This is a genomic window from Pseudomonas sp. LLC-1, from assembly GCF_002992185.1.
GTDB lineage: Bacteria > Pseudomonadota > Gammaproteobacteria > Pseudomonadales > Pseudomonadaceae > Aquipseudomonas > Aquipseudomonas monteilii.
Genome location: NZ_LUVY01000015.1, coordinates 44,054 through 68,409, shown reverse-complemented (window position 1 = coordinate 68,409; position 24,356 = coordinate 44,054). Strand labels below are relative to the sequence as shown.

At 62.3% G+C, this 24,356-nt stretch carries 24 protein-coding genes; 15 read left to right on the top strand and 9 right to left on the bottom strand.

The window, feature by feature from the left end:
* Window positions 1–46: 46 nt before the first annotated feature.
* The 4 genes from A0O30_RS15400 to A0O30_RS15385 all read left to right on the top strand — a co-directional run bounded on the left by A0O30_RS15400 (window position 47) and on the right by A0O30_RS15385 (window position 5,886).
* A complete protein-coding gene (locus A0O30_RS15400; protein ID WP_105947082.1) occupies window positions 47–2,041 on the top strand; it encodes a M3 family metallopeptidase in 1,995 nt (664 codons plus the stop codon).
* Between the two features lie 70 nt (window positions 2,042–2,111).
* Complete coding sequence (locus A0O30_RS15395) at window positions 2,112–3,170, top strand: PA0069 family radical SAM protein (RefSeq protein WP_105947081.1); 1,059 nt, start codon at window positions 2,112–2,114, stop codon at window positions 3,168–3,170.
* A 273-nt stretch (window positions 3,171–3,443) separates the two neighbouring features.
* Window positions 3,444–4,163 (top strand): carbonic anhydrase, encoded by a 720-nt coding sequence (locus tag A0O30_RS15390; RefSeq protein WP_105947080.1) that lies wholly within the window; start codon window positions 3,444–3,446, stop codon window positions 4,161–4,163.
* Window positions 4,164–4,353: 190 nt separating this feature from the next.
* Window positions 4,354–5,886, top strand: a complete 1,533-nt coding sequence (locus A0O30_RS15385; protein ID WP_105947079.1) for a SulP family inorganic anion transporter — start codon at window positions 4,354–4,356, stop codon at window positions 5,884–5,886.
* A 69-nt stretch (window positions 5,887–5,955) separates the two neighbouring features.
* On the opposite strand, the gene A0O30_RS15380 is transcribed toward A0O30_RS15385, so the two are convergent.
* The gene (locus A0O30_RS15380) at window positions 5,956–6,597 is read right to left on the bottom strand and encodes a hypothetical protein (RefSeq protein WP_105947078.1); all 642 of its coding nucleotides are present in this window, start codon (window positions 6,595–6,597) and stop codon (window positions 5,956–5,958) included.
* Between the two features lie 369 nt (window positions 6,598–6,966).
* On the opposite strand from A0O30_RS15380, the gene coxB reads away from it, so the two are divergent.
* From coxB to A0O30_RS15360, 4 genes are read left to right on the top strand one after another with little or no spacing between them, the layout of a single operon-like run.
* Window positions 6,967–8,094 carry a cytochrome c oxidase subunit II gene (coxB, locus tag A0O30_RS15375; protein WP_105947077.1) on the top strand — a complete coding sequence of 376 codons (1,128 nt, stop codon included), beginning with the start codon at window positions 6,967–6,969 and terminating at the stop codon, window positions 8,092–8,094.
* Window positions 8,095–8,137: 43 nt separating this feature from the next.
* Entirely contained in the window at window positions 8,138–9,727 is a 1,590-nt protein-coding gene (ctaD, locus tag A0O30_RS15370; protein ID WP_104833654.1) for a cytochrome c oxidase subunit I, read from the top strand.
* Between the two features lie 10 nt (window positions 9,728–9,737).
* Window positions 9,738–10,304, top strand: coding sequence for a cytochrome c oxidase assembly protein (locus A0O30_RS15365; RefSeq protein ID WP_016712829.1), 567 nt, complete (start codon window positions 9,738–9,740; stop codon window positions 10,302–10,304).
* A 16-nt stretch (window positions 10,305–10,320) separates the two neighbouring features.
* A complete protein-coding gene (locus tag A0O30_RS15360; protein ID WP_105947076.1) occupies window positions 10,321–11,208 on the top strand; it encodes a cytochrome c oxidase subunit 3 in 888 nt (295 codons plus the stop codon).
* Between the two features lie 48 nt (window positions 11,209–11,256).
* On the opposite strand, the gene A0O30_RS15355 is transcribed toward A0O30_RS15360, so the two are convergent.
* Window positions 11,257–11,460, bottom strand: coding sequence for a twin transmembrane helix small protein (locus tag A0O30_RS15355; protein ID WP_003253030.1), 204 nt, complete (start codon window positions 11,458–11,460; stop codon window positions 11,257–11,259).
* A gap of 52 nt (window positions 11,461–11,512) precedes the next feature.
* On the opposite strand from A0O30_RS15355, the gene A0O30_RS15350 reads away from it, so the two are divergent.
* The 5 genes from A0O30_RS15350 to A0O30_RS15330 are packed head-to-tail and all read left to right on the top strand — an operon-like array spanning window position 11,513 to window position 15,396.
* Window positions 11,513–12,250, top strand: coding sequence for an SURF1 family protein (locus A0O30_RS15350; protein WP_105947075.1), 738 nt, complete (start codon window positions 11,513–11,515; stop codon window positions 12,248–12,250).
* Complete coding sequence (locus tag A0O30_RS15345) at window positions 12,219–12,800, top strand: hypothetical protein (RefSeq protein WP_105947074.1); 582 nt, start codon at window positions 12,219–12,221, stop codon at window positions 12,798–12,800. Before A0O30_RS15350 ends, A0O30_RS15345 begins: the two co-directional genes overlap by 32 nt.
* Window positions 12,801–12,809: 9 nt before the next feature.
* Window positions 12,810–13,889 (top strand): heme A synthase, encoded by a 1,080-nt coding sequence (locus A0O30_RS15340; protein WP_105947073.1) that lies wholly within the window; start codon window positions 12,810–12,812, stop codon window positions 13,887–13,889.
* A complete protein-coding gene (gene cyoE, locus A0O30_RS15335) occupies window positions 13,874–14,767 on the top strand; it encodes a heme o synthase (RefSeq protein WP_105947072.1) in 894 nt (297 codons plus the stop codon). Before A0O30_RS15340 ends, cyoE begins: the two co-directional genes overlap by 16 nt.
* A complete protein-coding gene (locus A0O30_RS15330) occupies window positions 14,764–15,396 on the top strand; it encodes an SCO family protein (protein ID WP_060499831.1) in 633 nt (210 codons plus the stop codon). The genes cyoE and A0O30_RS15330 overlap by 4 nt, the downstream gene beginning before the upstream one ends.
* A gap of 129 nt (window positions 15,397–15,525) precedes the next feature.
* Here A0O30_RS15330 and A0O30_RS15325 read toward each other — a convergent pair whose 3' ends face one another.
* From A0O30_RS15325 to A0O30_RS15315, 3 genes are all read right to left on the bottom strand, one after another.
* Window positions 15,526–16,296 carry a MetQ/NlpA family ABC transporter substrate-binding protein gene (locus A0O30_RS15325; protein ID WP_105947071.1) on the bottom strand — a complete coding sequence of 257 codons (771 nt, stop codon included), beginning with the start codon at window positions 16,294–16,296 and terminating at the stop codon, window positions 15,526–15,528.
* A gap of 64 nt (window positions 16,297–16,360) precedes the next feature.
* Window positions 16,361–17,032 (bottom strand): methionine ABC transporter permease, encoded by a 672-nt coding sequence (locus A0O30_RS15320; protein WP_010951513.1) that lies wholly within the window; start codon window positions 17,030–17,032, stop codon window positions 16,361–16,363.
* Window positions 17,032–18,039, bottom strand: coding sequence for a methionine ABC transporter ATP-binding protein (locus tag A0O30_RS15315; RefSeq protein WP_016712837.1), 1,008 nt, complete (start codon window positions 18,037–18,039; stop codon window positions 17,032–17,034). The genes A0O30_RS15320 and A0O30_RS15315 overlap by 1 nt, the downstream gene beginning before the upstream one ends.
* A 226-nt stretch (window positions 18,040–18,265) precedes the next feature.
* Between A0O30_RS15315 and katE the strand changes: the two genes are divergently transcribed.
* A complete protein-coding gene (gene katE / locus A0O30_RS15310; protein ID WP_105947070.1) occupies window positions 18,266–20,401 on the top strand; it encodes a catalase HPII in 2,136 nt (711 codons plus the stop codon).
* A gap of 114 nt (window positions 20,402–20,515) precedes the next feature.
* On the opposite strand, the gene A0O30_RS15305 is transcribed toward katE, so the two are convergent.
* The 4 genes from A0O30_RS15305 to zur form a co-directional block, all read right to left on the bottom strand.
* Complete coding sequence (locus A0O30_RS15305; protein ID WP_105947069.1) at window positions 20,516–21,223, bottom strand: PA5502 family lipoprotein; 708 nt, start codon at window positions 21,221–21,223, stop codon at window positions 20,516–20,518.
* Window positions 21,224–21,350: 127 nt separating this feature from the next.
* The gene (znuB, locus tag A0O30_RS15300) at window positions 21,351–22,133 is read right to left on the bottom strand and encodes a zinc ABC transporter permease subunit ZnuB (RefSeq protein WP_019099207.1); all 783 of its coding nucleotides are present in this window, start codon (window positions 22,131–22,133) and stop codon (window positions 21,351–21,353) included.
* On the bottom strand, window positions 22,126–22,899 hold the full coding sequence (gene znuC / locus A0O30_RS15295) for a zinc ABC transporter ATP-binding protein ZnuC (protein WP_016712841.1): 774 nt from the start codon (window positions 22,897–22,899) through the stop codon (window positions 22,126–22,128). Before znuC ends, znuB begins: the two co-directional genes overlap by 8 nt.
* Window positions 22,896–23,381: a zinc uptake transcriptional repressor Zur gene (gene zur, locus A0O30_RS15290; protein ID WP_105947068.1), complete on the bottom strand. Its 486-nt coding sequence runs from the start codon at window positions 23,379–23,381 to the stop codon at window positions 22,896–22,898. Before zur ends, znuC begins: the two co-directional genes overlap by 4 nt.
* Before the next feature lie 18 nt (window positions 23,382–23,399).
* On the opposite strand from zur, the gene A0O30_RS15285 reads away from it, so the two are divergent.
* On the top strand, window positions 23,400–24,356 hold the full coding sequence (locus tag A0O30_RS15285; RefSeq protein WP_105947067.1) for a zinc ABC transporter substrate-binding protein: 957 nt from the start codon (window positions 23,400–23,402) through the stop codon (window positions 24,354–24,356).

Here is a 24,356-nt window from a genome sequence, read left to right as displayed (position 1 = left end):
GCCATGCACGCTCTCTTGCTCCTTTCCACGAGCAAAGTGACGCGCCATGGACAACCCCCTGCTGCAAGCTAGCCACATCCCCGTCGATTACCCTTCCATCACCCTTGAAAACATGCGTGCGGCTTTCGACCATGTGCTACTGGCGCATGAGCAAGGGATCGAGCGCATCATCCGTGATCAGCAGGCCATGCCCACCTGGGATGACATGGTGCTGGCCGTGGATGGCCTGGACAGCCAGCTATTGGCAGTGTTGTATGCCGCCTCGCCATTGGTTGGCCGGGAGGTCGACTGGGCCAACGCCATCATCGGCTTTTACGGTAAAGCAACGGAGCGCTTCGAACAGAAATTCGTCAACAGTCATCTGCATGCCCTTTACGAGCGCTTGGCCAGCAGTGACATCGGCAAGCAGCTGGATGCCCAGAAACGCGCCACCTTGCGTTGGCATCTGGACAAATTTGCCTCCAGCGGGGCGTTGCTCGATGCCGCTGGCAAGGTGCGCCTGGCAGACCTCCAAGGGCAGATCGGCAGTGCACGCGACGCGTTCCGCAGCAACATCAACCGCTCTGGGCTTAGCATTACCGACGAAACCGAGCTCAGCGGCATTTCACAGCAGGTGCGCGACAAATGGGCTGCTGCGGCACAAGAGGCAGGTGAGCAGGGTTGGATTATTGCCTGTGACACAGTGGCTACCGATGAGGTGCTCAAGCATGCGGCCAACCGCCAGCTCCGTGAACGTGTGTACCGGGCATTTCACACCCGAGGCACCAGCAATGATCCGCAACTGGATAACCGCTCGTCTTTGCAGGAGCTTGCACAACTGCGCCAGGAGAAGGCCCTCCTGCTTGGTTTTCCCAGCCATCTGGAGCAAAGCCTGCATGTGAAGAGTGCGGGCTCGGTAGCTCAGGTGCGCAGCTTTCTCCACGATCTGGCCGGTCATGTGCGACCGGCCATGTTGCGCTGGCGTGCGCAAGTGCAGCGCCAGGCTGCCGATCAAGGCCTGGACAACCCAAAACCCTGGGACTTCGACTACCTGCAGGCGTCTTCGCGCGGTGGGTCTTCCACCGAAGCGCTGCGCGAATACTTCCCGCTGGATGCGGTCGTCAGCGCGTTACAGCAGCTGGCGCAGACGCTGTTCGGTGTTGTGCTTGAGCCTAAGCCGCTCGCTACCTGGGATGATAGCGTGCAGCCGTTCGAGGTGTGGCAGGACAACGCCTTCATCGGGTTTCTGTATCTGGACGCCGTGCAGCATGCCGGGAAGCAGCCAGACTCAGTGTTCACCACATACATACGCAACCGTCGGGTCGATGCCGAGGGTATCTACCAGGCCGCGTCGGTGGTGGTTTTCTGCGATGTGCCGCAAGCACCACCAGGTAGCCGGCCATTGCTCGACCACTTGTCTCTGCGCAAGTTGTTCCATGAGTTCGGCCATGCCCTGCACCATTTACTGGTGCGTACGACGAACCACGTGATGTCCAACGTGACCGAACTGGGCACCGATGGTGTGGAGCTGTTTGGCAAGCTGTTCGAGCGTTGGGTCTGGGATGCGGATTACCTGGTGTCGATTTCGGCTCATACAAGCGATGGCAGCCCGCTGACCCGGAGGCAAGCCGATGAGAGCCTGGAGGCGCTGCGCCAGCAGGGCGTGGAGGAAATCGCGCGTCATCTGAGCCTGGCGCTGTTCGACATGGACCTGCATGCCACACCGAACGATGGCAGGTCCTTTGAGCAGCGCCTGAATGAGGCCCGTGAGCGTTGTGGCTACTGGCCGCTCGCTGATTTCGAGCACCCGGCGCATGCCTTCGACCACCTGGTGAATGGTTACGATGCTGGTTACTACGCCTACCTGTGGTCGGATGTGCATGCTTTTGACGTGTTCACCCGCTTCGAGGCCGAGGGCCTGCTGAACCGGGCCACGGGCCAGGCCCTTCAGGACGCGCTGTTAGCCCCAGGCGCATCGCGCCCATTGCGCGAAGGCATTGAGGTGTTCCTTGGTCGGCAATCTGAACAGGCAGCGTACCTGAGCTGGCATGGCCTGAAGTAGCCAGACCAGAGGTGCTGGAAAGATTCTGGCGCGCACTATACTGTATATCGGTACAGTATAGAGGTTAGCCATGATTCCTCCAGCACCGCAAAAGGGCCGTGGCACGGCGCACAACCCACATAACCGCTTTGCCCCGAGCCATTCGGTGGCAGTGGATGATGGCTGGTACCAGGAAGTGCCACAGACGCAGGGCACTGAAGTGCGGATAGAAACCGCCAAGTCGGTAATCAGCCGCAACACCTCGCCCGACCTGCCCTTCGACCGCTCCATCAACCCTTACCGTGGCTGCGAGCATGGTTGCATCTACTGCTATGCCCGCCCCTCGCACGCCTATTGGGACCTTTCCCCCGGTCTGGATTTCGAGACCAAGCTGATTGCCAAGACCAACGCTGCCGAGGTGCTGACGCAACAATTGAGCAAGCCGGGCTACGTGTGCGCGCCGATCAACCTGGGCTCCAACACCGACCCTTACCAACCGATCGAGCGGGAGCACATGCTCACCCGGCGCCTGCTTGAGGTTTTGCTGCGTTTTCGCCATCCGGTGACCATTGTCACCAAGGGGTCGCTGGTGTTGCGTGATCTCGACCTGCTGGCCGAGATGGCCCGCCAGCGCCTGGCGCGGGTAATGATCAGCCTGACCACGCTGGACGATGATCTCAAGCGGGTGCTGGAGCCACGCGCGGCCTCTCCCGGCGCACGGTTGAGGGCCATCCGGGTATTGCGCGAAGCGGGCGTGCCGGTGGGTGTGTTGTGTTCGCCGATGATTCCGATGATCAACGACAGTGAACTGGAACGCCTGTTGGAGGCTGCCAGGGAAGCCGGCGCACAGAGCGCGGCCTACATGATGCTGCGCCTGCCGCTGGAAGTGGCGCCACTGTTCGAGCAGTGGCTGCAGGACCATTACCCGCAACGGGCGGCGCATGTACTGAGCCTGATTCGCCAGAGCCGGGGCGGCGAGCTGTACGACAGCCGGTTTGGCGCGCGCATGCGCGGTGAAGGGGTGTTTGCCGAGCTGTTGGCCCAGCGTTTTGCCAAGGCCATGAAGCGGCTGAACTTTGAGGGGCGGGAAGCGCAGGCGCTGGATTGCTCGGCATTCTGCCCACCCGGGGGCCAGATGGCGTTGTTCTGATGCCTGCAACTCAGCTAATAACACCCAATAATTTTGCTAATCCATCTTGGCAACTGATGCTTTTTTGCTATTATCCAGATCCCGCCTTTCTTGTCTGGAACACCCGTTCTAGAGCCTTCGAATTAAGTTTCAGTTAAGTTTTCCCCGCTAGCGTAGGAAATCAGTCCACACCGACTGTGATCAATGGCCCGTGCGTGTCATCTAAATCCCTGCATAGCCAGAATCTTTCACCGGTAAAATGGATTTACCTACACACCGTCAAGAGGATGAATCATGCCCGTCAAGGACCCATCCAAGGTCGTACCGCAGGTCCCCGCGGAAAGCGCCGATGCTGCCCTGAAGCACATCGTCGACGGCTTCCTGCGCTTTCACCATGACGTCTTCCCCGAGCAGCAAGAGCTGTTCAAGAAGCTCGCCACCGCGCAAACGCCACGCGCCATGTTCATCACCTGCGCCGACTCGCGCATCGTCCCCGAGCTGATCACCCAAAGCTCGCCAGGCGACCTGTTCGTGACCCGTAACGTGGGTAACGTGGTGCCGCCTTATGGCCAGATGAACGGTGGTGTTTCCAGCGCCATCGAATACGCGGTTCTTGCACTGAAAGTGCACCACATCATCATCTGCGGCCACTCCGACTGCGGTGCCATGCGCGCGGTACTCAACCCGCACTCGCTGGACAAGATGCCGACGGTTGGCGCCTGGTTGCGCCATGCCGAGGTGGCCCGCACCGTGGTCGAGAACAACTGCTCGTGCGGCAGCGAACACGAAAGCATGCAGGTGCTGACCAAGGAAAACGTCATTGCCCAGCTGCACCACCTGCGCACTCACCCCTCGGTGGCCTCGCGCCTGGCAGCTGGCCAGCTGTACATCCATGGCTGGGTCTACGACATCGAGACCAGCAAGATTGAAGCCTACGACGCCGCCAGCGACAGCTTCCTGCCCCTGGCCGCTGGCGAGCCTGTTCCGAGCGCCACTCCGAGAGGCCGCTACTAAGCGCCCCATCCACCGCTAGAACCTTGATAGCCGGCTGCACCCTTCAGGGTGTGGCGCGGCCTTCTGCTGCCTTGAATTCCCTGACTGCCTTGCCGGCACGCCCGCTGGCGGCCCGCGCCTGCGCGTTTGTCAGGGGCAAACGTGCCCACGGCCAGGGGAATGGCCGTGTGACTGAGAATGGAGAAACACGGTGAACATTACACAGTTGAAAGCGGCCCTGCCGCGTGAGTTGTTGGCGTCGGTGGTGGTCTTTCTGGTGGCCTTGCCGTTGTGCATGGGCATTGCGATCGCCTCGGGCATGCCGCCGGCCAAAGGCCTGATTACCGGCATTATCGGCGGGATTGTCGTGGGTTTCCTCGCCGGTTCGCCGCTGCAAGTCAGCGGCCCGGCTGCCGGCCTGGCAGTGCTGGTGTTCGAGCTGGTGCGCCAACATGGCATGGCCATGCTTGGGCCGATTTTGCTGTTGGCCGGGGTGCTGCAATTGCTGGCCGGGCGCCTGCGCCTGGGGTGCTGGTTCCGCGTCACTGCGCCAGCGGTGGTGTACGGCATGCTGGCGGGGATTGGCGTGCTGATCGTACTGTCGCAAGTGCATGTCATGTTCGACACCGCGCCCCAGCCTTCCGGTATGCAGAACCTGCTGGAGTTCCCGGCAACCGTGGCCGCAGCCCTGCCACAGGAAAGCGCCGGTACCGGCTGGATGGCCGGCGCGCTGGGCTTGGGTACCATCGCCATCATGTGGGGCTGGGAGCGCTTGCGGCCGCAGCGGCTGCGGTTCGTCCCGGGTGCCCTGCTGGGTGTTGCGGCGATGACTGGCATCAGCATGTGGCTGGCCTTGCCGGTCAACCGAGTTCAAGTGCCGGCAGACTTGTCTGAGGCCATCGACTGGATCCGCCCGGATGACCTGATGCAGCTGGCCGACCCTACCCTGCTGGTCGCTGCCTTCGCCCTGGCCTTCATTGCCAGTGCTGAAACCCTGCTGTCGGCTGCGGCGGTGGACCGCATGCACAGCGGCCAGCGCTCGGACTTCGACCGTGAGTTGTCGGCCCAGGGGATCGGCAACATGCTCTGCGGTGTGTTGGGTGCTTTGCCGATGACTGGAGTGATCGTGCGCAGTTCGGCGAACGTTCAGGCGGGTGCGCAAACCCGGGCTTCGGCGATCTTCCATGGCCTTTGGCTGCTGGCGTTCGTAGTGGCGCTGAGCAGCGTGCTGCAGCAGATTCCGGTGGCGAGCCTGGCGGGTGTGCTGGTGTTTACCGGGGTGAAGCTTGTGGACTTCAAGGCGTTTCGCGGGTTGGGCCGTTATGGCCGCATGCCGATGTTTACCTACGCGGCGACAGCGCTGGCGATCATCTTTACCGACCTGCTGACCGGCGTGCTGCTTGGCTTTGCCCTGACCTTGCTGAAGCTGGCGTTCAAGGCGTCGCGGCTGAAGATCAACCTGGTGAGCCTGGAGAAGGCTGGGCACATGGAGCTGCGGCTTAGCGGTGCGGCGACGTTCCTCAAGGTGCCGGCGCTGACTCAGATGCTGGATACTGTGCCGGCGGGGACCACGCTGCATGTGCCGTTGGGTAACCTGAGCTACATCGACCACTCGTGCCTTGAGCTGCTTGAAGACTGGGGCCGCAGCAATGCGGCGAATGGGTCGCGGTTGTTGATCGAGCAGCGGCGGTTGAAGCGGCGGATCGAGGGGCGGCTGCGGACTACGGCGGGGGTTGGGGCATAGCGCCGAGGGATTTGTTGCCTGATCTGGCCCTTTCGCGGGCGTGCCCGCGAAGAGGCCGGAACAGGAAAATCAGGCCGGTTGACCCAGCTCGACACCCAGCTGCCGCGACAGGCACGGCCAGCGCTTCCAGGCCTCGCCAGTTGCCGGGCTGCTCAGTTTCTCGCGATAAGCCTCAACAGACTCCACCGCAAAGCTTTCGTCATTGAGCATTTCGTCAACCGAGTGATGCACCACTTCATCCAGCTGATTGGCAAATTCCTCGCCAATCAACTGGTGGGCAATCAGGTTGGCGACGGTGGTATCGACCGGGATCAGCGGCTGCTGGAAGTGTCGGATGTACAAGTCATTCACTTCCTCCACCAAGCGATGCGCCAGGTAGGCCTCATCCAGCAGGCAGTCCAGACCCACATGCCCTTCCATGACCTCGGGCGGTTGCAGGAAGTAAGCCTCGGCAATTTTCAATACAGGTTTGATCTGCGACTCGATCCCGGCCTCGCGGGCAACCGCATGTGCGGCCTCCAGCAGTTCCGGAACCTGGTCGATGTAGGCGCTGACGAAGCGCGCCAAAGTACCCTGGGCGTCCTGCTCAGGCAGTTGGATCGAGGGGTGCAGGTGGGGCAGTTGCAGCTCGAGACGCTGTTTCAATTGGCCGGTCTGGCCTTCATGTTGATGGGCTTGGCTTACCTGCTCGCGTACAGCAGCGATGTTCATGACAACTCCAGGGACATTACGTTTCAAACGGAAGACACTAAATTAGCTCGGTATACAGAATACCTAAGACCTATTTGTTATAAATCTCGCAAACGTGTGCGCTCTCAGGCATATCAAGGTGCCATTATTGCGCCATACCCCCTCAAGCGTGCGGTTTTCAGGCAATTTGGCCATTTCGTGAAGTTCATTTCACAGGCTTCATTGCGTGCCATTGGTCGCTGTCTATACTCCCGGTGAACGTGATTCGTTGATGAGGCCCGACTGCTTTTAGCAGGGGCTCGGTCGTCGAAGCCAGGCAGTCTTGACCGCCGTTCCCTCTTGCCGCAGGCCACGCCTCCGGGACAACAAGAATTAGAAGGGGAACCCGCAATGATGCGACATCCACATGTCTGGATGGGCCTCCTGTTGTGGTCGGTTTTTGGTCAGGCCAACGCCGCCTGGACCGTGAACATGCACCCGGGGGCGACGGAAGTCTCCAACGCCGTCTTCGACCTGCACATGACCATCTTCTGGATCTGCGTGATCATCGGCATCGTGGTGTTCGGCGCGATGTTCTGGTCGATGGTCATCCACCGCCGTTCCACCGGCCAGCAGGCCGCGCATTTCCACGAGCATACCTGGGTGGAAATCCTCTGGACCGTGGTGCCCTTCCTGATTCTCGTGGCCATGGCCATCCCGGCCACCAAGACCCTGATCGACATCTACGACGCCAGCGAGTCGGACATCGACATCCAGGTCACCGGCTACCAGTGGAAGTGGCACTACAAATACCTGGGCCAGGACGTGGAGTTTTTCAGCAACCTGGCCACCCCCGCCGATCAGATTCACAACAAGGCCCCCAAGGACGAGCATTACCTGCTCGAAGTCGACCAGCCACTGGTGTTGCCTGTGGGCGCCAAGGTGCGTTTCCTGGTAACCGCCGCTGACGTCATCCACTCCTGGTGGGTACCGGCCTTCGCGGTCAAGCGCGACGCCATCCCCGGTTTCGTCAACGAAGCCTGGACCCGTATCGAGAAGCCCGGCATCTACCGCGGCCAGTGCACCGAGTTGTGCGGCAAGGACCATGGCTTCATGCCGGTGGTGGTCGAGGTGAAGTCCAAGGCCGACTACGACACCTGGTTGGGTGAGCGCAAAGCCGAAGCTGCCAAGCTCAAGGAGCTGACCAGCAAGGAATGGACCCTGGAAGAGCTGGTGGAGCGTGGCGACAAGGTCTACCACACCACCTGCGTGGCCTGTCACCAGGCCGAAGGCCAGGGGCTGCCGCCGATGTTCCCGGCGCTCAAGGGTTCGAAGATCGCTACCGGGCCAAAGGAAGGCCACCTGAGCATCGTCTTCCACGGCAAACCCGGTACCGCCATGGCTGCATTCGGCAAGCAGCTCTCGGAAGTGGATATTGCCGCCGTGGTCACCTACGAGCGCAACGCCTGGGGCAACAACAAGGGCGACATGGTCACGCCGAAGGACGTGCTGGCGCTGAAGCAGGCAGAAGCGCAATGAACCGGGCTACTCGCGGCAATCAATGGGTTGCAGGAGACAGGACATGAGCACAGTGATCGACGACCACGCCCACGGCCATGACCATGCGCACGGCCCGGCCAAGGGCCTGATGCGCTGGGTGCTGACCACCAACCACAAAGACATCGGCACGATGTACCTGTGGTTTGCCTTCCTCATGTTCCTGCTTGGTGGCTCGTTCGCCATGGTGATTCGCGCCGAGCTGTTCCAGCCCGGGCTGCAAATCGTGGAGCCGGCGTTCTTCAACCAGATGACCACCATGCATGGCCTGATCATGGTGTTCGGTGCGGTGATGCCGGCCTTCGTCGGCCTGGCCAACTGGATGATCCCGTTGATGATCGGTGCGCCCGACATGGCCCTGCCGCGCATGAACAACTTCAGCTTCTGGTTGTTGCCGGCGGCGTTTCTGTTGCTGGTGTCGACCCTGTTCAGCCCTGGCGGCGGGCCGAATTTTGGCTGGACCTTCTACGCCCCGCTGTCCACCACCTATGCACCGGCCAGCGTCACCTTCTTCATCTTTGCCATCCACCTGATGGGCATCAGCTCGATCATGGGCGCGATCAACGTGATCGCCACCATCCTCAACCTGCGTGCGCCGGGCATGACCCTGATGAAGATGCCATTGTTTGTCTGGACCTGGCTGATTACTGCGTTCCTGCTGATTGCGGTGATGCCGGTGCTGGCCGGCGTGGTGACCATGATGCTGATGGACATCCACTTCGGTACCAGCTTCTTCAGCGCCGCCGGTGGCGGTGACCCGGTGCTGTTCCAGCATGTGTTCTGGTTCTTCGGCCACCCCGAGGTGTACATCATGATCCTGCCGGCCTTTGGTGCGGTCAGCTCGATCATCCCGGCGTTCTCGCGCAAGCCGCTGTTCGGCTACACCTCAATGGTGTACGCCACCGGCGCGATTGCCTTCCTGTCGTTCATCGTCTGGGCCCACCACATGTTCGTGGTCGGCATCCCGGTGGTGGGCGAACTGTTCTTCATGTACGCCACCATGCTGATCGCCGTGCCCACCGGGGTGAAGGTGTTCAACTGGGTCAGCACCATGTGGGAAGGCTCGCTCACCTTCGAGACGCCGATGCTGTTTGCCATCGCCTTCGTCATCCTGTTCACCATCGGCGGCTTCTCCGGCTTGATGCTGGCCATCGCCCCGGCGGACTTCCAGTACCACGACACCTACTTCGTGGTCGCACACTTCCACTATGTGCTGGTGCCCGGGGCGATCTTCGGCATCTTCGCCTCGGCCTACTACTGGCTGCCGAAATGGACGGGCCACATGTATGACGAAACCCTCGGCAAGCTGCACTTCTGGCTGTCGTTCATCGGCATGAACATGGCCTTCTTCCCCATGCACTTCGTGGGGCTGGCCGGCATGCCACGACGCATCCCCGACTACAACCTGCAGTTCGCCGACTTCAACATGGTGTCGTCTATCGGTGCCTTCATGTTCGGCGCCACGCAAATCTTCTTCCTGTTCATCGTCATCAAGTGCATCCGTGGCGGCGCGCCGGCACCGGCCAAGCCTTGGGATGGCGCCGAGGGCCTGGAGTGGTCGATCCCCTCGCCTGCGCCCTACCACACCTTCCAGACGCCACCGGAAGTGAAATAGGAAGCCCGCCATGAACGGCCTGTCGCTGAAACGCCTGGTAACGCGCCTGTTGATGCTGACGGTGGTGATGTTTGCCTTCGGCTTTGCCCTGGTGCCGATCTACGACGTGATGTGCAAGGCGTTTGGCATCAACGGCAAGACTGGCGGGCAATACGAAGGCAGCCAGGTCAGCGACCCGTCGCGTTCGGTGCGGGTGCAGTTCATGTCGACCAATGCCAGCGACATGGTCTGGGACTTCTACTCAACGGCTGACCAGTTGGAGGTCAACCCGGGGGCGGTGAACCAGATGATCTTCATTGCCCACAACCCGACCGACCGGCCGATGAGTGCGCAGGCGATACCCAGCATTACCCCGGCCGAGGCCGCGGCGTATTTCCACAAGACCGAGTGCTTCTGCTTTACCCAGCAGGTGCTGCAGCCCGGCGAACGCATCGAGATGCCGGTGCGCTTCATCGTCGACCGCGACCTGCCGGCCAGCGTGAAGCACCTGACACTGGCCTACACCTTGTTCGACATCACCGCTCGCCACCCGCCGGTCGCGCATGTTGCGGCCCAGGACGTCCAGGGCGCCCGTTAAGGGAAGGAGAACAGCAATGGCAAGTCATGAGCACTACTACGTCCCGGCGCAGAGCAAGTGGCCGATCATCGCCACCATCGGCATGTTCATCACGGTGTTCGGCCTGGGCACCTGGTTCAATGACATGAAGGCCGGCCACCCGGAGTCGCACGGGCCGCTGATTTTCTTCGTGGGTGCATTGTTCCTGGCCTACATGCTGTTCGGCTGGTTCGGCGCTGTGGTGAAGGAGAGCCGTGCGGGACTGTACAGCCCGCAGCTGGACCGCTCGTTCCGCTGGGGCATGAGCTGGTTCATCTTCTCCGAGGTGATGTTCTTCCTGGCCTTTTTCGGTGCGCTGTTCTACGTGCGTGTGCTGGCCGGGCCGTGGCTGGGGGGCGAAGGGGCCAAAGGGGTTGCGCACATGCTGTGGCCAACTTTCGAGTTCACCTGGCCGCTGCTGCACACACCCGACCCGAAACTGTTCCCGCCGCCCAAGGAAGTGATCGACCCGTGGCACCTGCCGCTGATCAACACCATCCTGCTGGTCAGTTCCAGTGTGACCATCACCCTTGCGCACCATGCGTTGCGCCGTGATCACCGTGGGCCACTGAAGTTCTGGATGGCGCTGACCATTCTTCTGGGTATCAGCTTCATTACGTTGCAGGCCTACGAGTACCACGAGGCCTATACCAAGCTGGGGCTGACGCTGGGTTCGGGGATCTACGGGGCGACGTTCTTCATGCTGACCGGCTTCCACGGCGCCCACGTGACGTTGGGCACGATCATCCTGATCGTGATGTTCGTGCGGATTTTGCGCGGGCATTTCAACCCGGAGAAACACTTCGGCTTCGAGGCGGCCAGTTGGTACTGGCACTTCGTCGATGTGGTGTGGGTGGGGTTGTTCATCTTTGTCTATGTGCTGTAGGAGCGAGCAAGCTCGCTCCTACAGGGATGAGGCCAGGCACTCAGAGATTCAGAAGGGAGCATGTGAAACCAGCTGACCGCTGATCAAGCCCCAGGCGACCAAACCAATGGTCAGGGCCGCCAGGGTCACCCGCACGGTCAGTGCCTTGAGCAGGCGGGTCGAGTTTTCATCGTCCTTGACCAGAAACACCAGGCCGCTGAACAGGCTGGCAATCGTGGCCAACAGCATCAGGACAATCGCGGCCTTTAGCATGGCGCTACTCCGGGGGGGATGCGGTGATGTGGATAAGTATAGCGAGGCGCCCGTGAGGCCGTTTCGCCCAGGTTGGGTACCGACCCTGGTGGTGCTTGCGCTGCTGCCGGGCCTGATAGCGCTTGGCTGCTGGCAACTGGGCCGCGCCGAGGAAAAGCGCGTGCTGCTGGCCACTTATGCCGAGCGGCGGGTCGACGCGCCAATCGCCACGGCTCAGCTTGCATCGAACGAAGACAACGCCTTCCGCCGCGTGCACCTCTATGGCCGCTTCGACGCCGAACACAGCCTACTGCTGGACAACCGCATGCGCGACGGCCAGGCCGGTGTCGAACTTCTTCAACCCTTCCATGACCAGCCCAGCGGCCTGTGGCTGTTGGTCAATCGCGGCTGGCTGCCATGGCCAGACCGTCGCGTGCCGGTGCATTTCGATACCCCCTCCAACGCCTTGGCACTGGACGCTTCAGTCTACGTATCACCCGGCAGCACGTTTCAGCTGCATCCCGACCCTGAAGGCGGCCAATGGCCCCATCTGCTTACCGCCGTTGATGCCGCACAGCTATGGCCACAGCTAGGCCGCGAAGGCTATGCCCATGAGTTGCGCCTGGAGCCCGGCCCGGCAACCTACCGGCTGGACTGGCCGGTGGTTGCCATGGGCCCGGAAAAACACCTGGGGTACGCCGTGCAGTGGTTTGCCCTGGCGACTGCGCTGGTTCTGCTTTACCTCTACTTCGGCTGGCACCACAACAAGGAGAAACGCCATGGCCACCGCCACTCCACTGGACGTGCCTGAACGTAGCAAACCCAGAGCCCGCGGGCGTTTGCAGCTGCTGTTGATCTTGCTGGTGGTGCTCGGTCCGATGATCCTGGCCACCAGCATGTACAAGCTCAAGTTCTGGGTGCCGGAAGGCCGCAGCTACCACGGCGCCATGATCGGCAATGGTGAAAGCCGTGCCGATATCGGCGTGGCGGGTGAAGACGAGCGCTGGCAACTGCTGGTCAGCGCGCCCGAGGCCTGCGCCGAAGACTGCCAGCGCCTGGTGTACCTGGCCCGGCAGATCCAGGTTGGCCTGGGCCGCGATGCCGGCCGCGCCAGTCATGCCTTGGCTGCTGCCCAACCGCTGAGCGCCGACTACCAGGCGCTGCTGGGCCGCGAGTACCCGCAACTGCAACGCTACCCGCTGGACGCCCAACACTACCTGCAGAAGGTTGGCGAGCCTGGCCCGCAACTCTGGATCGTCGACCCCCACGGCAACCTGGTGCTGCGCTACGACGGCAAGGTCAACGGCAAGCATGTGCTGGACGACCTGCGCCACTTGCTCAAGCTGTCCAACATCGGCTAGGAGCCTGCCATGGCCAGACCCGGATTCCGCTTGGCTGTATTCGCCACCCTGCTGGCACTGCTGGTCGTCCTGCTCGGCGCCTATACCCGGCTGACCCACGCCGGCCTGGGCTGCCCGGACTGGCCGGGCTGCTACGGCTTCATCAGCGTGCCCAAGAGCGAGGCCCAGTTGGCCCATGCCGAGTTGCACTTCCCCGATCACCCCGTGGAAGAGGCCAAGGGCTGGGCCGAGATGGTCCATCGCTACTTCGCCGGCACGTTGGCCATGGTCATTGCCCTGCTGGCCTTCCAGGCGGTGCGCCGGCATGCCCGCGACGGCCAGCCTTATCGCTTGCCTGTGCTGTTGCTGGGTGTGGTACTGGCCCAGGCGGCCTTCGGCATGTGGACGGTTACCCTGAAGCTGTGGCCACAGGTGGTCACCGCGCACTTGCTCGGCGGGTTCACTACGTTGAGCCTGCTGTTCCTGCTATCCCTGCGTCTATCCCGGGCTTTTGCGCCATTACCCAAGTTGCCGTTGAGCTTGCGTCGCATCGCGGCGTTGGCCCTGTTGGTAGTGATCGGCCAGATCGCCCTGGGCGGTTGGGTCAGTGCCAACTATGCGGCCGTCGCCTGCATCGACCTGCCCACTTGCCACGGCCAGTGGTGGCCGGCGGCGGACTTTAGCAATGGCTTCCACCTGACCCAGCATGTCGGCCCCAATTACCTGGGTGGGCAACTGGACAGTGATGCGCGCACAGCCATTCATATCAGCCATCGCCTGGGCGCCCTGCTGGTGACCTGCGTATTGCTGATGTTCAGCTGGAAGCTGCACCGCTGTGGCCTAACCGGCCTGGCGCGGCTGGTGCTGCTGGTGCTAGCCCTGCAAGTGGGCCTGGGCATCAGCAATGTGTTGTTCCACCTGCCGCTGGCGGTCGCCGTGGCGCACAACGCGGGTGGGGCGATGCTGCTGTTGAGCATGGTGCTGGTGAATTACCGTATTCGCGTGGTCGACAAGGTGCGTGTGGGTGTCGGCCATGGTTGGCGCCTGCGGCCGGTGGCCGGCGTGGGCACTTCCCATCACATGAGGAATGATTCGTGGCGACGCTTCTAAGCGTACGGCGGGCCAGCTGGCGCGATTACCTGGAGCTGACCAAGCCCAAGGTGGTGGTGCTGATGCTGATTACCTCGCTGGCTGGCATGTTCCTGGCCACCCGCGCGGGTGTGAGCTGGAGCGTGCTGCTGTTCGGCAACCTGGGCATCGGCTTGTGTGCAGGCGGCGCAGCGGTGGTCAACCATGTGGTGGACCGGCGCATCGATGCGCTGATGGCCCGCACCCACAAGCGGCCGCTGGCCCAGGGCCGGGTCGAGCCACTGCCGGCGCTGTTGTTCGCCCTGGCCCTGGCGCTGTTGGGCATGACGTTGCTGCTGGTGTTTACCAACGCCCTCACCGCTTGGCTCACCCTGGCGTCCTTGCTCGGCTATGCGGTGCTCTACACCGGCTTTCTCAAGCGTGCCACGCCACAGAACATCGTTATCGGTGGCTTGGCCGGCGCCGCCCCGCCGCTGCTCGGCTGGGTGGCCGTAAGCGGCCATGTCAGCGCCGAACCCTTGCTGCTGGTGCTGATCATCTTCGCCTGGACCCCGCCGCATTTCTGGGCGCTGGCCATCCACCGCAAAGAGGAATACGCCAAGGCCGATATCCCGATGCTGCCGGTGACCCACGGTGAGCGCTACACCAAGCTGCATATCCTGCTGTACACGTTGGTATTGCTGGCGGTGAGCCTGCTGCCCTATGCCATCCACATGAGCGGCCCGCTGTACCTGGCCTGTGCCCTGGCGCTGGGCCTGCGCTTCCTGCAATGGGCCTGGGTGTTGTACCGTGGCAGCCGGCCGCACGCGGCGATCGGCACCTTCAAGTACTCTATCGGCTACCTGTTCGCGCTGTTCATTGCGTTGCTCCTCGACCACTACCTGTTGCTGAACCTATGACCCGAACCCAGAAAACCGTCTTCATCCTCGTTGCCCTGGTCGCGCTGATCATGGGCCTGACTGTCAACAAGGTGCTCAATGGCCGCGACCAGCCCAATCCCACCGAACTGATCGACGCCGGCATCATCCTGCTGCCGCAAAGCCGCACCGTGGCCGACGTGACCATGACCAACCAGGATGGCCAGCCAGTGCAGCTGGATGACCTGAAAGGCAAATGGTCGCTGCTGTTCTTCGGCTACACCTACTGCCCGGACATTTGCCCGACCACCCTGGCCCAGTTGCGCCAGGTGAAGAGCGAGTTGCCCAAGGAAGCCGTTGACCGGCTGCAGGTAGTGTTGGTGAGCGTGGACCCGAACCGCGACACGCCGAACCAGCTGAAGCAGTACCTGGGCTATTTCGACAAGGACTTTGTCGGGGTGGCGGGGTCGATCGAGGATACCCAGAAGCTGGCCAATGCCTTGAGCATTCCGTTCATTCCGGCGGATACCAGCAAGCCGGGGTATACCGTGGATCACAGCGGTAACCTGGCGGTTGTGGGGCCGGATGGGCGTCAGCGCGGGTTCATTCGTGCGCCGTTCAACAACCAGAAGCTGGTGGCGCAGTTGCCCGGGCTTGTGAAGCGGGATTGAGAGTGCTGGGCCTGCTGCGCAGGCCTATCGCGACACAAGGCCGCTCCCACATGGATCGGCGTACGCCGTATTTTGTGGGAGCGGCCTTGCGTCGCGAATGGGCCGCAAAGCGGCCCCGGGGATTTCGGATCAGAACGCCGGAACCACAGCGCCCTTGTATTTTTCGATGATGAACTGCTTCACCTCAGGCGAGTGCAGCGCAGCTGCCAGCTTCTTCATGTCTTCCGAGTCCTTGTTGTCCGGGCGGGCAACCAGGATGTTCACGTAAGGCGAGTCGCTGCCTTCGATGGCCAGCGCGTCCTTCTCCGGGTTCAGCTTGGCTTCCAGCGCGTAGTTGGTGTTGATCAGGGCGGCATCGACCTGGGTCAGCACGCGCGGGATGGTGGCCGCTTCCAGCTCACGGAACTTGATGCCTTTCGGGTTCTCGGCCACATCCTTCACGGTGGACAGGATGTTCTTGTTGTCCTTCAGCTTGATCACACCGGCCTTGTCCAGCAGCAACAGGGCGCGGCCGCCGTTGGTGGCGTCGTTGGGGATGACCACGGTGGCGCCGGAAGACAGCTCGTCCAGCTTCTTGATCTTGGTCGAGTACACGCCCAGCGGCTCGATGTGCACGCCGGCTACGCTCACCAGTTGGGTGCCCTTGGCCTTGTTGAACTCATCCAGGTACGGCTGGTGCTGGAAGAAGTTGGCGTCCAGTCGCTTTTCGGCCACCTGCACGTTCGGCTGGATGTAGTCGGTGAACTCCTTCACCTTCAGATCCACGCCCTCTTTCGCCAGTTGTGGTTTGACAAAGTTGAGGATCTCGGCGTGCGGCACCGGGGTGGCGGCAACGGTCAGAGTATCGGCGTGGGCCGAGAAGGCCGCGACAGCGGCAGCAACAGCAAGCAGCTTCTTCATCAATCACTCCTTGTGAGGGCCGCGACGGCCCCCGAACGGGTCGGCCGGGCCGACCCCATTGGGGTTACTTACGGGAAAAATGCACGACCAGTTTGTCGCCCACGCTCTGCAACACTTGAACCAGTACCAGCAGCAGCACCACGGTCACTACCATTACATCGGTCTGGAAGCGCTGGTAGCCGAAGCGGATAGCCAGGTCGCCCAGGCCGCCGGCACCGACCACACCGGCCATGGCGGTGTACGACACCAGGGTAATGGCGGTGACGGTAATGGCCGCGAAGATGCCCGGGCGGGCTTCCGGCAGCAGCGCGCTGGTGATGATCTGGCGGGTGGTGGCGCCCATCGATTGGGTAGCCTCGATGATGCCGCGGTCCACTTCACGCAGGGCGGTTTCCACCAGGCGGGCAAAGAACGGCGTGGCACCCACCACCAGCGGCGGGATGGCGCCGGCTACGCCCAGCGAGGTGCCGGTGATCAGCACGGTGAACGGGATCATCACGATCAGCAGGATGATGAACGGCAGCGAGCGCAGGATGTTCACCACCAGCGACAGCAGCGCATACACGCCCTTTTGCTCGAACATCTGCTTAGGCCCGCAGAGGAACAGCAGCACCCCCAGTGGCAGGCCCAGCAGTACCGTGAAGAACAGCGAGCCGAACAGCATGATCATGGTGTCGACGGTGGCCAGCCAGATTTCGGCCCAGTCAACGTTGGCAAAGAAATTCAGGGCGTCCATCAACGCAGTACCTCCATATGTACGTCAGCTGCCTTGAAGCGGGCGAACGCCGCTTCCATGTCTCCGCCGATCAGGGCGAGGGTGAGCTGGCCATAGGGGACATCCTTGATGCGGTCGATACGCCCGGCGAGGATGCTGTAGTCCACACCGGTTTCGCGGGCCACGGTGCCCAGCAGCGGCGCGTAGGTGGCGTCGCCCTGGAAGGTCAGGCGCACGATGCGGCCTGGCACGTGGGCGAAGTCGTCGCGCTGTTCGCCTTCGTCGACTTGCTCGTCTTCCTGGACAAAGCGCTTGGTGGTGGGGTGCTGCGGGTGCAGGAACACATCAGCCACCGAGCCTTGCTCGACGATCTGGCCGGCGTCCATCACTGCAACGCGGTCGCAGACACGGCGGATCACGTCCATTTCATGGGTGATCAGCACGATGGTCAGCTTCAGCTCACGGTTGATCTCGGCCAGCAATTGCAGGACCGAGGCCGTGGTTTGCGGGTCGAGGGCACTGGTGGCCTCGTCGCACAGCAGGATCTTCGGGTTGGTGGACAGGGCGCGGGCGATGCCGACGCGCTGCTTCTGGCCGCCAGACAATTGCGCCGGGTACTTTTTGGCGTGGTCTTGCAGGCCGACACGGGCCAGCAGCTCGGTCACGCGCTTGTCGATTTCGCTGCGCGACAGCTCGCCGGCCAGGGTCAGTGGCAGGGCGACGTTGTCGGCGACGGTCTTGGAGGCCAGCAGGTTGAAGTGCTGGAAGATCATCCCGACCTGCTGGCGGAAGCCGCGCAACTGGCTGGCGTTGAACGCGGTGACGTCTTCACCGTCGACGATGATCTTGCCGCCGGAAGGCTCTTCCAGGCGGTTGATCAGGCGCAGCATGGTGCTTTTGCCAGCGCCGGAATGGCCGATCAGGCCGAACACCTGGCCATCTTCGATGGTCAGGCTGGTCGGATTCAGTGCGGGGATTTCCCTACCGGCAACGCGGTAGGTTTTATGTACCTGTTGGAACTCGATCACGTAGCGAACCTTGTGGGGCGCATGGAATTTGGGTCAGCGGTTAGCTGGGGTCGCGCATTTTAGCCTTTTCCCATAGCTGTTCTTAGCATTTATTTCGTAATGCACCAATCCATCGGGCATATCGCGACAACCGGTAATCCTGATTGAACGCTCGGCAAAGCCTCCCAGTCACTAGTTGAACAAGCCCGCAACGGGCACGCCTGAAGACTGATGAGGAGAGCCGACCATGCCCAGCAAGAAAACGGACGCGCCCAAGCAGAGTGAAGCCGCTGGCACCCAGACCCCGGACCGGGCCAATACCAATGCCAAGTTGCAGAGCCTGGAAACCTTCCGCAGCGACGCTACCGGCCAGGCCCTGCGCACCAACCAGGGGGTGAAGATTGCCGACAACCAGAACAGCCTCAAGGCTGGCGCACGCGGGCCGTCGCTGCTCGAAGACTTCATCATGCGCGAGAAGATCACCCACTTTGATCATGAGCGCATCCCGGAGCGCATCGTGCATGCCCGTGGTACCGGAGCGCACGGCTACTTTCAGAGTTATGGCAACCATGCGGATCTGACCAAAGCCGGTTTCCTGCAAGATCCCGACAAGATCACCCCGGTGTTCGTACGCTTTTCCACCGTGCAAGGGCCGCGTGGTTCGGGTGATACGGTGCGCGATGTGCGCGGCTTTGCCGTCAAGTTCTATACCGATGAGGGTAATTTCGACCTGGTTGGCAACAACATGCCGGTGTTCTTCATCCAGGACGCCATCAAGTTCCCCGACTTCGTGCATGCCGTGAAGCCTGAGCCGCACAACGAAATGCCCACCGGTGGCTCGGCCCACGACACCTTCTGGGACTTCGTATCCTTGGTGCCCGAGTCGGCGCACATGGTGATCTGGGCCATGTCCGACCGCGCCATCCCGCGCAGCCTGCGGATGATGGAAGGGTTTGGCGTGCACACTTTCCGCCTGATCAACGCCGAAGGCGTGGCCAGCTTCGTCAAATTCCACTGGAAGCCGCGCGAGGGTGTGCATTCGGTGTTGTGGGACGAGGCGCAGAAACTGGCGGGCAAGGATGCTGACTATCACCGCCGCGACCTGTGGGAGGCCATCGAGTCGGGTGATTACCCCGAATGGGAACTGGGCGTGCAGATCGTGCCCGAGGCCGATGAGCACAAGTACGATTTCGACCTGCTCGACCCGACCAAGCTCATCCCGGAGGAGCTGGTGCCGGTAACGCTGCTGGGCAAGATGGTGCTCAACCGCAATCCGGACAACTTTTTCGCCGAAACCGAACAGGTGGCGTTCTGCCCGGGGCATATCGTGCCGGGCATCGACTTTACCAACGACCCGCTGCTGCAGGGCCGGTTGTTCTCCTACACCGATACGCAGATCAGCCGCCTGGGCGGGCCGAACTTCCATGAAATCCCGATCAACCGTCCGGTGGCGCCCAACCACAGTAGCCAGCGCGATGCCATGCACCGCATGACCATCGACAAGGGTCGGGCTTCGTACGAACCCAACTCCATCGACGGCGGTTGGCCAAGAGAAACACCGCCAGCTGCGCAAGATGGCGGATTCGAGAGTTACCAGGAGCGCATTGATGCGCACAAGATCCGCCAGCGCAGCGCGTCGTTTGGCGACCATTTCTCGCAGGCGCGGCTGTTCTTCCAGAGCATGAGCCCGACCGAGCAGCAGCACATCATCAAGGCCTACAGCTTCGAGCTGGGCAAGGTGGAGCGTGAAGCCATTCGTGTGCGCGTGGTGAATGAGATTATGGCGAACATCGATTTGAAACTGGCGGCCGCGGTGGCGGGCAACCTTGGTTTGCCGGCACCCAAGCGCGGCACGGTCAGGGTGAAAGGCAGCAAACCTGCGCAGTCAAAGGCGTTGAGCCAGATGAGCCATGCAGGCGAAGTGGGCATCAAGGGGCGCAAGGTTGCTGTGCTGGTAGCGGACGGTGTGGATGCTGCGAGCGTCGACAGGCTGGTCAAGGCACTGGAGGCTGTGAGTGCACGGCTGATGCTGCTGGGGCCAACGTCGGCGCCAGTGAAAGCCGCGGATGGCAAGCAGCTTTCGGTGGACGCGTCGATGGAAGGGATGCCTTCGATCATGTTCGACGGGATTGTCGTGCCATCAGGTAAGGCTCCGACGGATGCCTTGGTGGCTAGCGGGCTGGCCAAACACTTCTTGCTGGAAGGCTACAAGCACCTGAAGGCTATGGTGTTGACCAAGGAACTGGCGACCGGCCTGGGACTTAAGGAAGACAAGGGCTTGCTGCTGGCGGATGACCAGAAAGCCGTGGATGCCTTTGTCAAAGCGGTTGAGGGGCATCGGGTGTGGGAGCGGGAGGCGGCTGCGGAGGCTGTGCCGGCCTAAGGGGCTGCTTTGCAGCCCATCGCCGGCAAGCCAGCTCCCACAGGTACTGCGCAGGCCTTGAGCTTTGTGCAGTACTTGTGGGAGCTGGCTTGCCGGCGATAGGGCCTTAAAGTTTTATTGCAGGTGTGGCACCAATACCACCTGCGCCGGCAGCGAACGCTGAATCTCATGCTTCTGCTTCAGCTCAAACCCACTGTCGATCTTGCGCACGCGTTTCTCCAGCAAGGTCTTCAGCCACGGCGCATCATCAGTACGCGGCACCTGGAACACCACTTCGCAGTCATAGCTCACCACATCGGCGGCAATGTCATCGAGTTGGCGGCGCATGGCCCGGCTATCGGTGGTCTTCAAGGCCACCACCGTGCTTGGCGCTGTCGGGTCGATGATGCGTGCCTTGGGCTTGGCTTCAGCAGCTTTCAAGGCAGCCTCTGCCTTCTCCAGCTCGGCCTTGCGTGCCTGGGACAGGGGATCGCCACCGGTCACCGCCGGGGCTTGCGGCATCAGTGCACGGGCACGGGCCAAGGCAGTAGCTGCTGCGTTCACATCGCCCTTTTGCAGGACGATCTGACTGCGTTGCAGATACGCTTCGGCCAACTGACGCTGGTATTGCTCCAGGCGCGCGTCGTCAGGCGACTGGGCCTGCAGGGCTGCCAGCTGGTCTTCGGCGGTGGCCAGCTCGTTGCTGGCGATGTTTTGTTGCAACTGCTGCCAGGCATCGGCTTGGGCAGGTACGGCGGCCTGTTCGACCGGCGCGCTGGAGCAGGCAGCCAGGAACAGGGAAAACGCGGCAACAAGCAGATAACGGGAGGCGAACGGCTTCATTCCTGCGACTCTCTATTTGCGCAAAAAGCGAGCAAGTCTACACCCAGGTGCGCACGCTCGAAAACAGGTCTTACAGACCCTTTACCCGGCAAAAGGTTGCAAGGCGTGCCATCACACGCCCTGTATTTCAGCGTTTTGGCAGGGCCAGGCTCAGCAAGAATAGCACCGCCGCGCAGACCACGATCGATGGGCCGGCGGGTGTGTCCTTGAACCAGGACATGGCCAGGCCGCCACAGACGGCGGTAACGCCGAGCAGACTGGCGCCCAGGGCCATCTGTTCGGGGGAGCGGGCGTGACGTTGCGCCGCAGCGGCAGGGATGATCAGCAGCGAAGTGATCAGCAATACACCGACGATCTTCATCGCGACGGCAATCACTACTGCGATCAGCAGCATCAATGCCATGCGCAGGCCGGCAACGGGCAGGCCTTCGACCATGGCCAGTTCCTCGTGCACGGTGACGGCCAGCAGCGGCCGCCACAGCACGGCGAGCAGCAGCAGGACCAGCGCACTGCCGCCGAGAATCCAGGCCAGGTCGGTGGTGCTGATGGCCAGCAAGTCGCCGAACAGGTAGGCCATCAGGTCGATGCGTACATCGTGCATGAAGCTCAGTACCACCAGGCCCAGCGACAGGGTGCTGGGGGCGAGGATGCCGAGCAGGGTGTCGGAGGCCAGCGGTTGGCGTTGCTGCAGGGTAACCAGCAGGATCGCCAGCAACAGGCAGCCGACGGTTACCGCCAGGGCCGGGCTCACGTCCAGCACGAAACCCATTGCCACGCCCAGCAGCGCGGCGTGGGACAGGGTATCGCCGAAATACGCCATGCGCCGCCACACCACGAAAGAACCGAGTGGGCCCGCAACTACTGCCAGGGACAATCCCGCAAGCAAGGCGTAAAGAAGAAAATCAGCCATGCTTGCAGTGCTCTCCGTGAACATGGGTGCCGGGGGCGACGACCGAGCCGTGCAGGTCGTGGCTGTGGTCGTGATGGTGGTGGTAAACGGCCAGGCTCGGTGCGTTCTGGCCGAACAGTTCGACGAAGGCCGGGTCGTTGCTGACTTGCTCCGGGTGGCCCGAGCAGCACACGTGGCGGTTCAGGCACACCACCTGGTCGGTGGCGCTCATCACCAGGTGCAGGTCGTGGGACACCATCAGCACGCCGCAGCCGTGGCGGTCGCGCAGGCGGGTGATGAGGTTGTACAGCTCGGTCTGGCCGACCACGTCCACGCCCTGCACCGGCTCGTCGAGCACCAGCAGTTGGGGTTCGCGCAGCAAAGCACGGGCCAGCAGCACGCGCTGCATCTCGCCGCCGGAAATGGTCTGGATCGGGCTGTCGATGACCTGCTCGGCGCCCACTTCCTGCAACGCCGACAAGGCTGCCGCGCGGTCTACGCCGGGCACCAGGCGCAGGAAGCGCAGCACCGACAGCGGCAGTGTGGCATCGACCTGGATCTTCTGCGGCATGTAGCCAATGCGCAGTTTCGGCTTGCGCCATACCTTGCCGCGGTGCGGCTTTAGCAGCCCGAGCACGGCGCGCACCAGGGTGGTTTTGCCTGCCCCGTTGGGGCCGATCAGGGTGACGATCTGCCCTGGTGCGACCGACAGGTCGATGCTGTCGAGCACCGCCTCGCCGCCAAAGGTAACGCCCACCTGTTCCAGGCGGATCAGCGCATCGCTCATGCCGCGCTCCGGCAATTGCCGCACAGGCCGACCACTTCCACGGTCTGGGTCTCGACCGTGAAGCCCACACCCTTGGCGCTGTTGATAATGGCCTCGCTGATGCTGCTTTGCTCCAGCTCGATGGCCACATGGCATTCGCGGCAGATCAGGAACTGGCCCTGGTGCACGTGCTCGGGGTGGCTGCAGCCGATGAAGGCGTTGAGCGAGGCGATGCGGTGCACCAGGCCGTTTTCCAGCAGGAAGTCCAGCGCGCGGTACACCGTAGGCGGAGCGGCGCGGCGGCCGTCCTGCTCGCTGAGCACGGCGAGGATGTCGTAGGCGCCCAGCGGCTTGTGGCTTTGCCACACCAGTTCCAGCACACGGCGGCGCAGCGCGGTCAGGCGCAGGCCCTGGCGGGTGCACAAGGCGTCGGCTTCAGCCAGTGCGCTGTGTACGCAATGGGAGTGATCGTGGGGACGGTTGGCCAGCGGCGTGATGGACATGGGCAGCGACGGTTCTGGATGGAGACGTTATTATGTTACCTGTTTCTGACGACTCGAGTATCCACCGTGTCCCGATTCCTAGCTCTGTTTGTCGCTTTCATCGCATTTTCCGCCCAGGCCGATGTGCGCGTGCTCACCAGTATCAAGCCCCTGCAGCAGATTGCCGCCGCCGTGCAGGATGGCGTTGGCAGCCCGGACGTTCTGTTGCCGCCAGGCGCTTCACCCCACCACTACGCGCTGCGCCCTTCCGACGTGCGGCGGGTAGGCGATGCCGACCTGCTGTACTGGATCGGCCCGGACATGGAGAACTTCCTGCCGCGGGTGCTGGGCAGCCGCAGCAAGCCCACGGTGGCGGTGCAGTCGCTGACGGGCATGAAGTTGCGTCATTTTGGCGAGGACAGCCACTCCCATGAGGAAGAGGATCACGACGACCATGACCACGATCACCGCCCGGGTAGTCTCGATGCACATTTGTGGCTGTCGTCGGTCAATGCGCGGGTAATCGCGGCGAAAATGGCTGCGGACCTGGCTCAGGTAGACCCGGCCAACGCTGCCCGCTACCAGAGCAACCTCAAGGCGTTCGATGAGCGCCTGGATGCGCTGGATGGGCGAATCAAGGCCCGTGTGGCGGGTATCGCCGACAAACCGTACTTCGTGTTCCACGAAGCGTTCGACTACTTCGAGGCCGAGTACGGCCTGAAACACACGGGCGTGTTCAGCGTGGCCTCCGAGGTGCAGCCGGGCGCGCAACATGTTGCTGCCATGCGCAAGCGCCTGCAGGAAGTGGGTAAGACTTGTGTGTTCAGCGAGCCGCCGCTGCGACCGCGACTGGCCGAGACCCTGACCGCCGGGTTGCCGGTGCGCCTGGCTGAGCTGGATGCCTTGGGCGGAACCGACCCGGTTGATGGCAAGGGCTATGAGCGCTTGCTGGAGAAGCTGGGTGGTGACCTGGCTGGCTGCCTGGAACAGCTATAA

Coding starts and splice junctions, on each gene's coding strand:
- A0O30_RS15400 (WP_105947082.1), top strand. CDS start 47: ATGGACAACCCCCTGCTGCAAGCTAGCCACATCCCCGTCGATTACCCT.
- A0O30_RS15395 (WP_105947081.1), top strand. CDS start 2,112: ATGATTCCTCCAGCACCGCAAAAGGGCCGTGGCACGGCGCACAACCCA.
- A0O30_RS15390 (WP_105947080.1), top strand. CDS start 3,444: ATGCCCGTCAAGGACCCATCCAAGGTCGTACCGCAGGTCCCCGCGGAA.
- A0O30_RS15380 (WP_105947078.1), bottom strand. CDS start 6,597: ATGAACATCGCTGCTGTACGCGAGCAGGTAAGCCAAGCCCATCAACAT.
- coxB (WP_105947077.1), top strand. CDS start 6,967: ATGATGCGACATCCACATGTCTGGATGGGCCTCCTGTTGTGGTCGGTT.
- ctaD (WP_104833654.1), top strand. CDS start 8,138: ATGAGCACAGTGATCGACGACCACGCCCACGGCCATGACCATGCGCAC.
- A0O30_RS15365 (WP_016712829.1), top strand. CDS start 9,738: ATGAACGGCCTGTCGCTGAAACGCCTGGTAACGCGCCTGTTGATGCTG.
- A0O30_RS15360 (WP_105947076.1), top strand. CDS start 10,321: ATGGCAAGTCATGAGCACTACTACGTCCCGGCGCAGAGCAAGTGGCCG.
- A0O30_RS15355 (WP_003253030.1), bottom strand. CDS start 11,460: ATGCTAAAGGCCGCGATTGTCCTGATGCTGTTGGCCACGATTGCCAGC.
- A0O30_RS15345 (WP_105947074.1), top strand. CDS start 12,219: ATGGCCACCGCCACTCCACTGGACGTGCCTGAACGTAGCAAACCCAGA.
- A0O30_RS15340 (WP_105947073.1), top strand. CDS start 12,810: ATGGCCAGACCCGGATTCCGCTTGGCTGTATTCGCCACCCTGCTGGCA.
- A0O30_RS15330 (WP_060499831.1), top strand. CDS start 14,764: ATGACCCGAACCCAGAAAACCGTCTTCATCCTCGTTGCCCTGGTCGCG.
- A0O30_RS15325 (WP_105947071.1), bottom strand. CDS start 16,296: ATGAAGAAGCTGCTTGCTGTTGCTGCCGCTGTCGCGGCCTTCTCGGCC.
- A0O30_RS15320 (WP_010951513.1), bottom strand. CDS start 17,032: ATGGACGCCCTGAATTTCTTTGCCAACGTTGACTGGGCCGAAATCTGG.
- katE (WP_105947070.1), top strand. CDS start 18,266: ATGCCCAGCAAGAAAACGGACGCGCCCAAGCAGAGTGAAGCCGCTGGC.
- A0O30_RS15305 (WP_105947069.1), bottom strand. CDS start 21,223: ATGAAGCCGTTCGCCTCCCGTTATCTGCTTGTTGCCGCGTTTTCCCTG.
- znuB (WP_019099207.1), bottom strand. CDS start 22,133: ATGGCTGATTTTCTTCTTTACGCCTTGCTTGCGGGATTGTCCCTGGCA.
- znuC (WP_016712841.1), bottom strand. CDS start 22,899: ATGAGCGATGCGCTGATCCGCCTGGAACAGGTGGGCGTTACCTTTGGC.
- zur (WP_105947068.1), bottom strand. CDS start 23,381: ATGTCCATCACGCCGCTGGCCAACCGTCCCCACGATCACTCCCATTGC.
- A0O30_RS15285 (WP_105947067.1), top strand. CDS start 23,400: ATGGAGACGTTATTATGTTACCTGTTTCTGACGACTCGAGTATCCACC.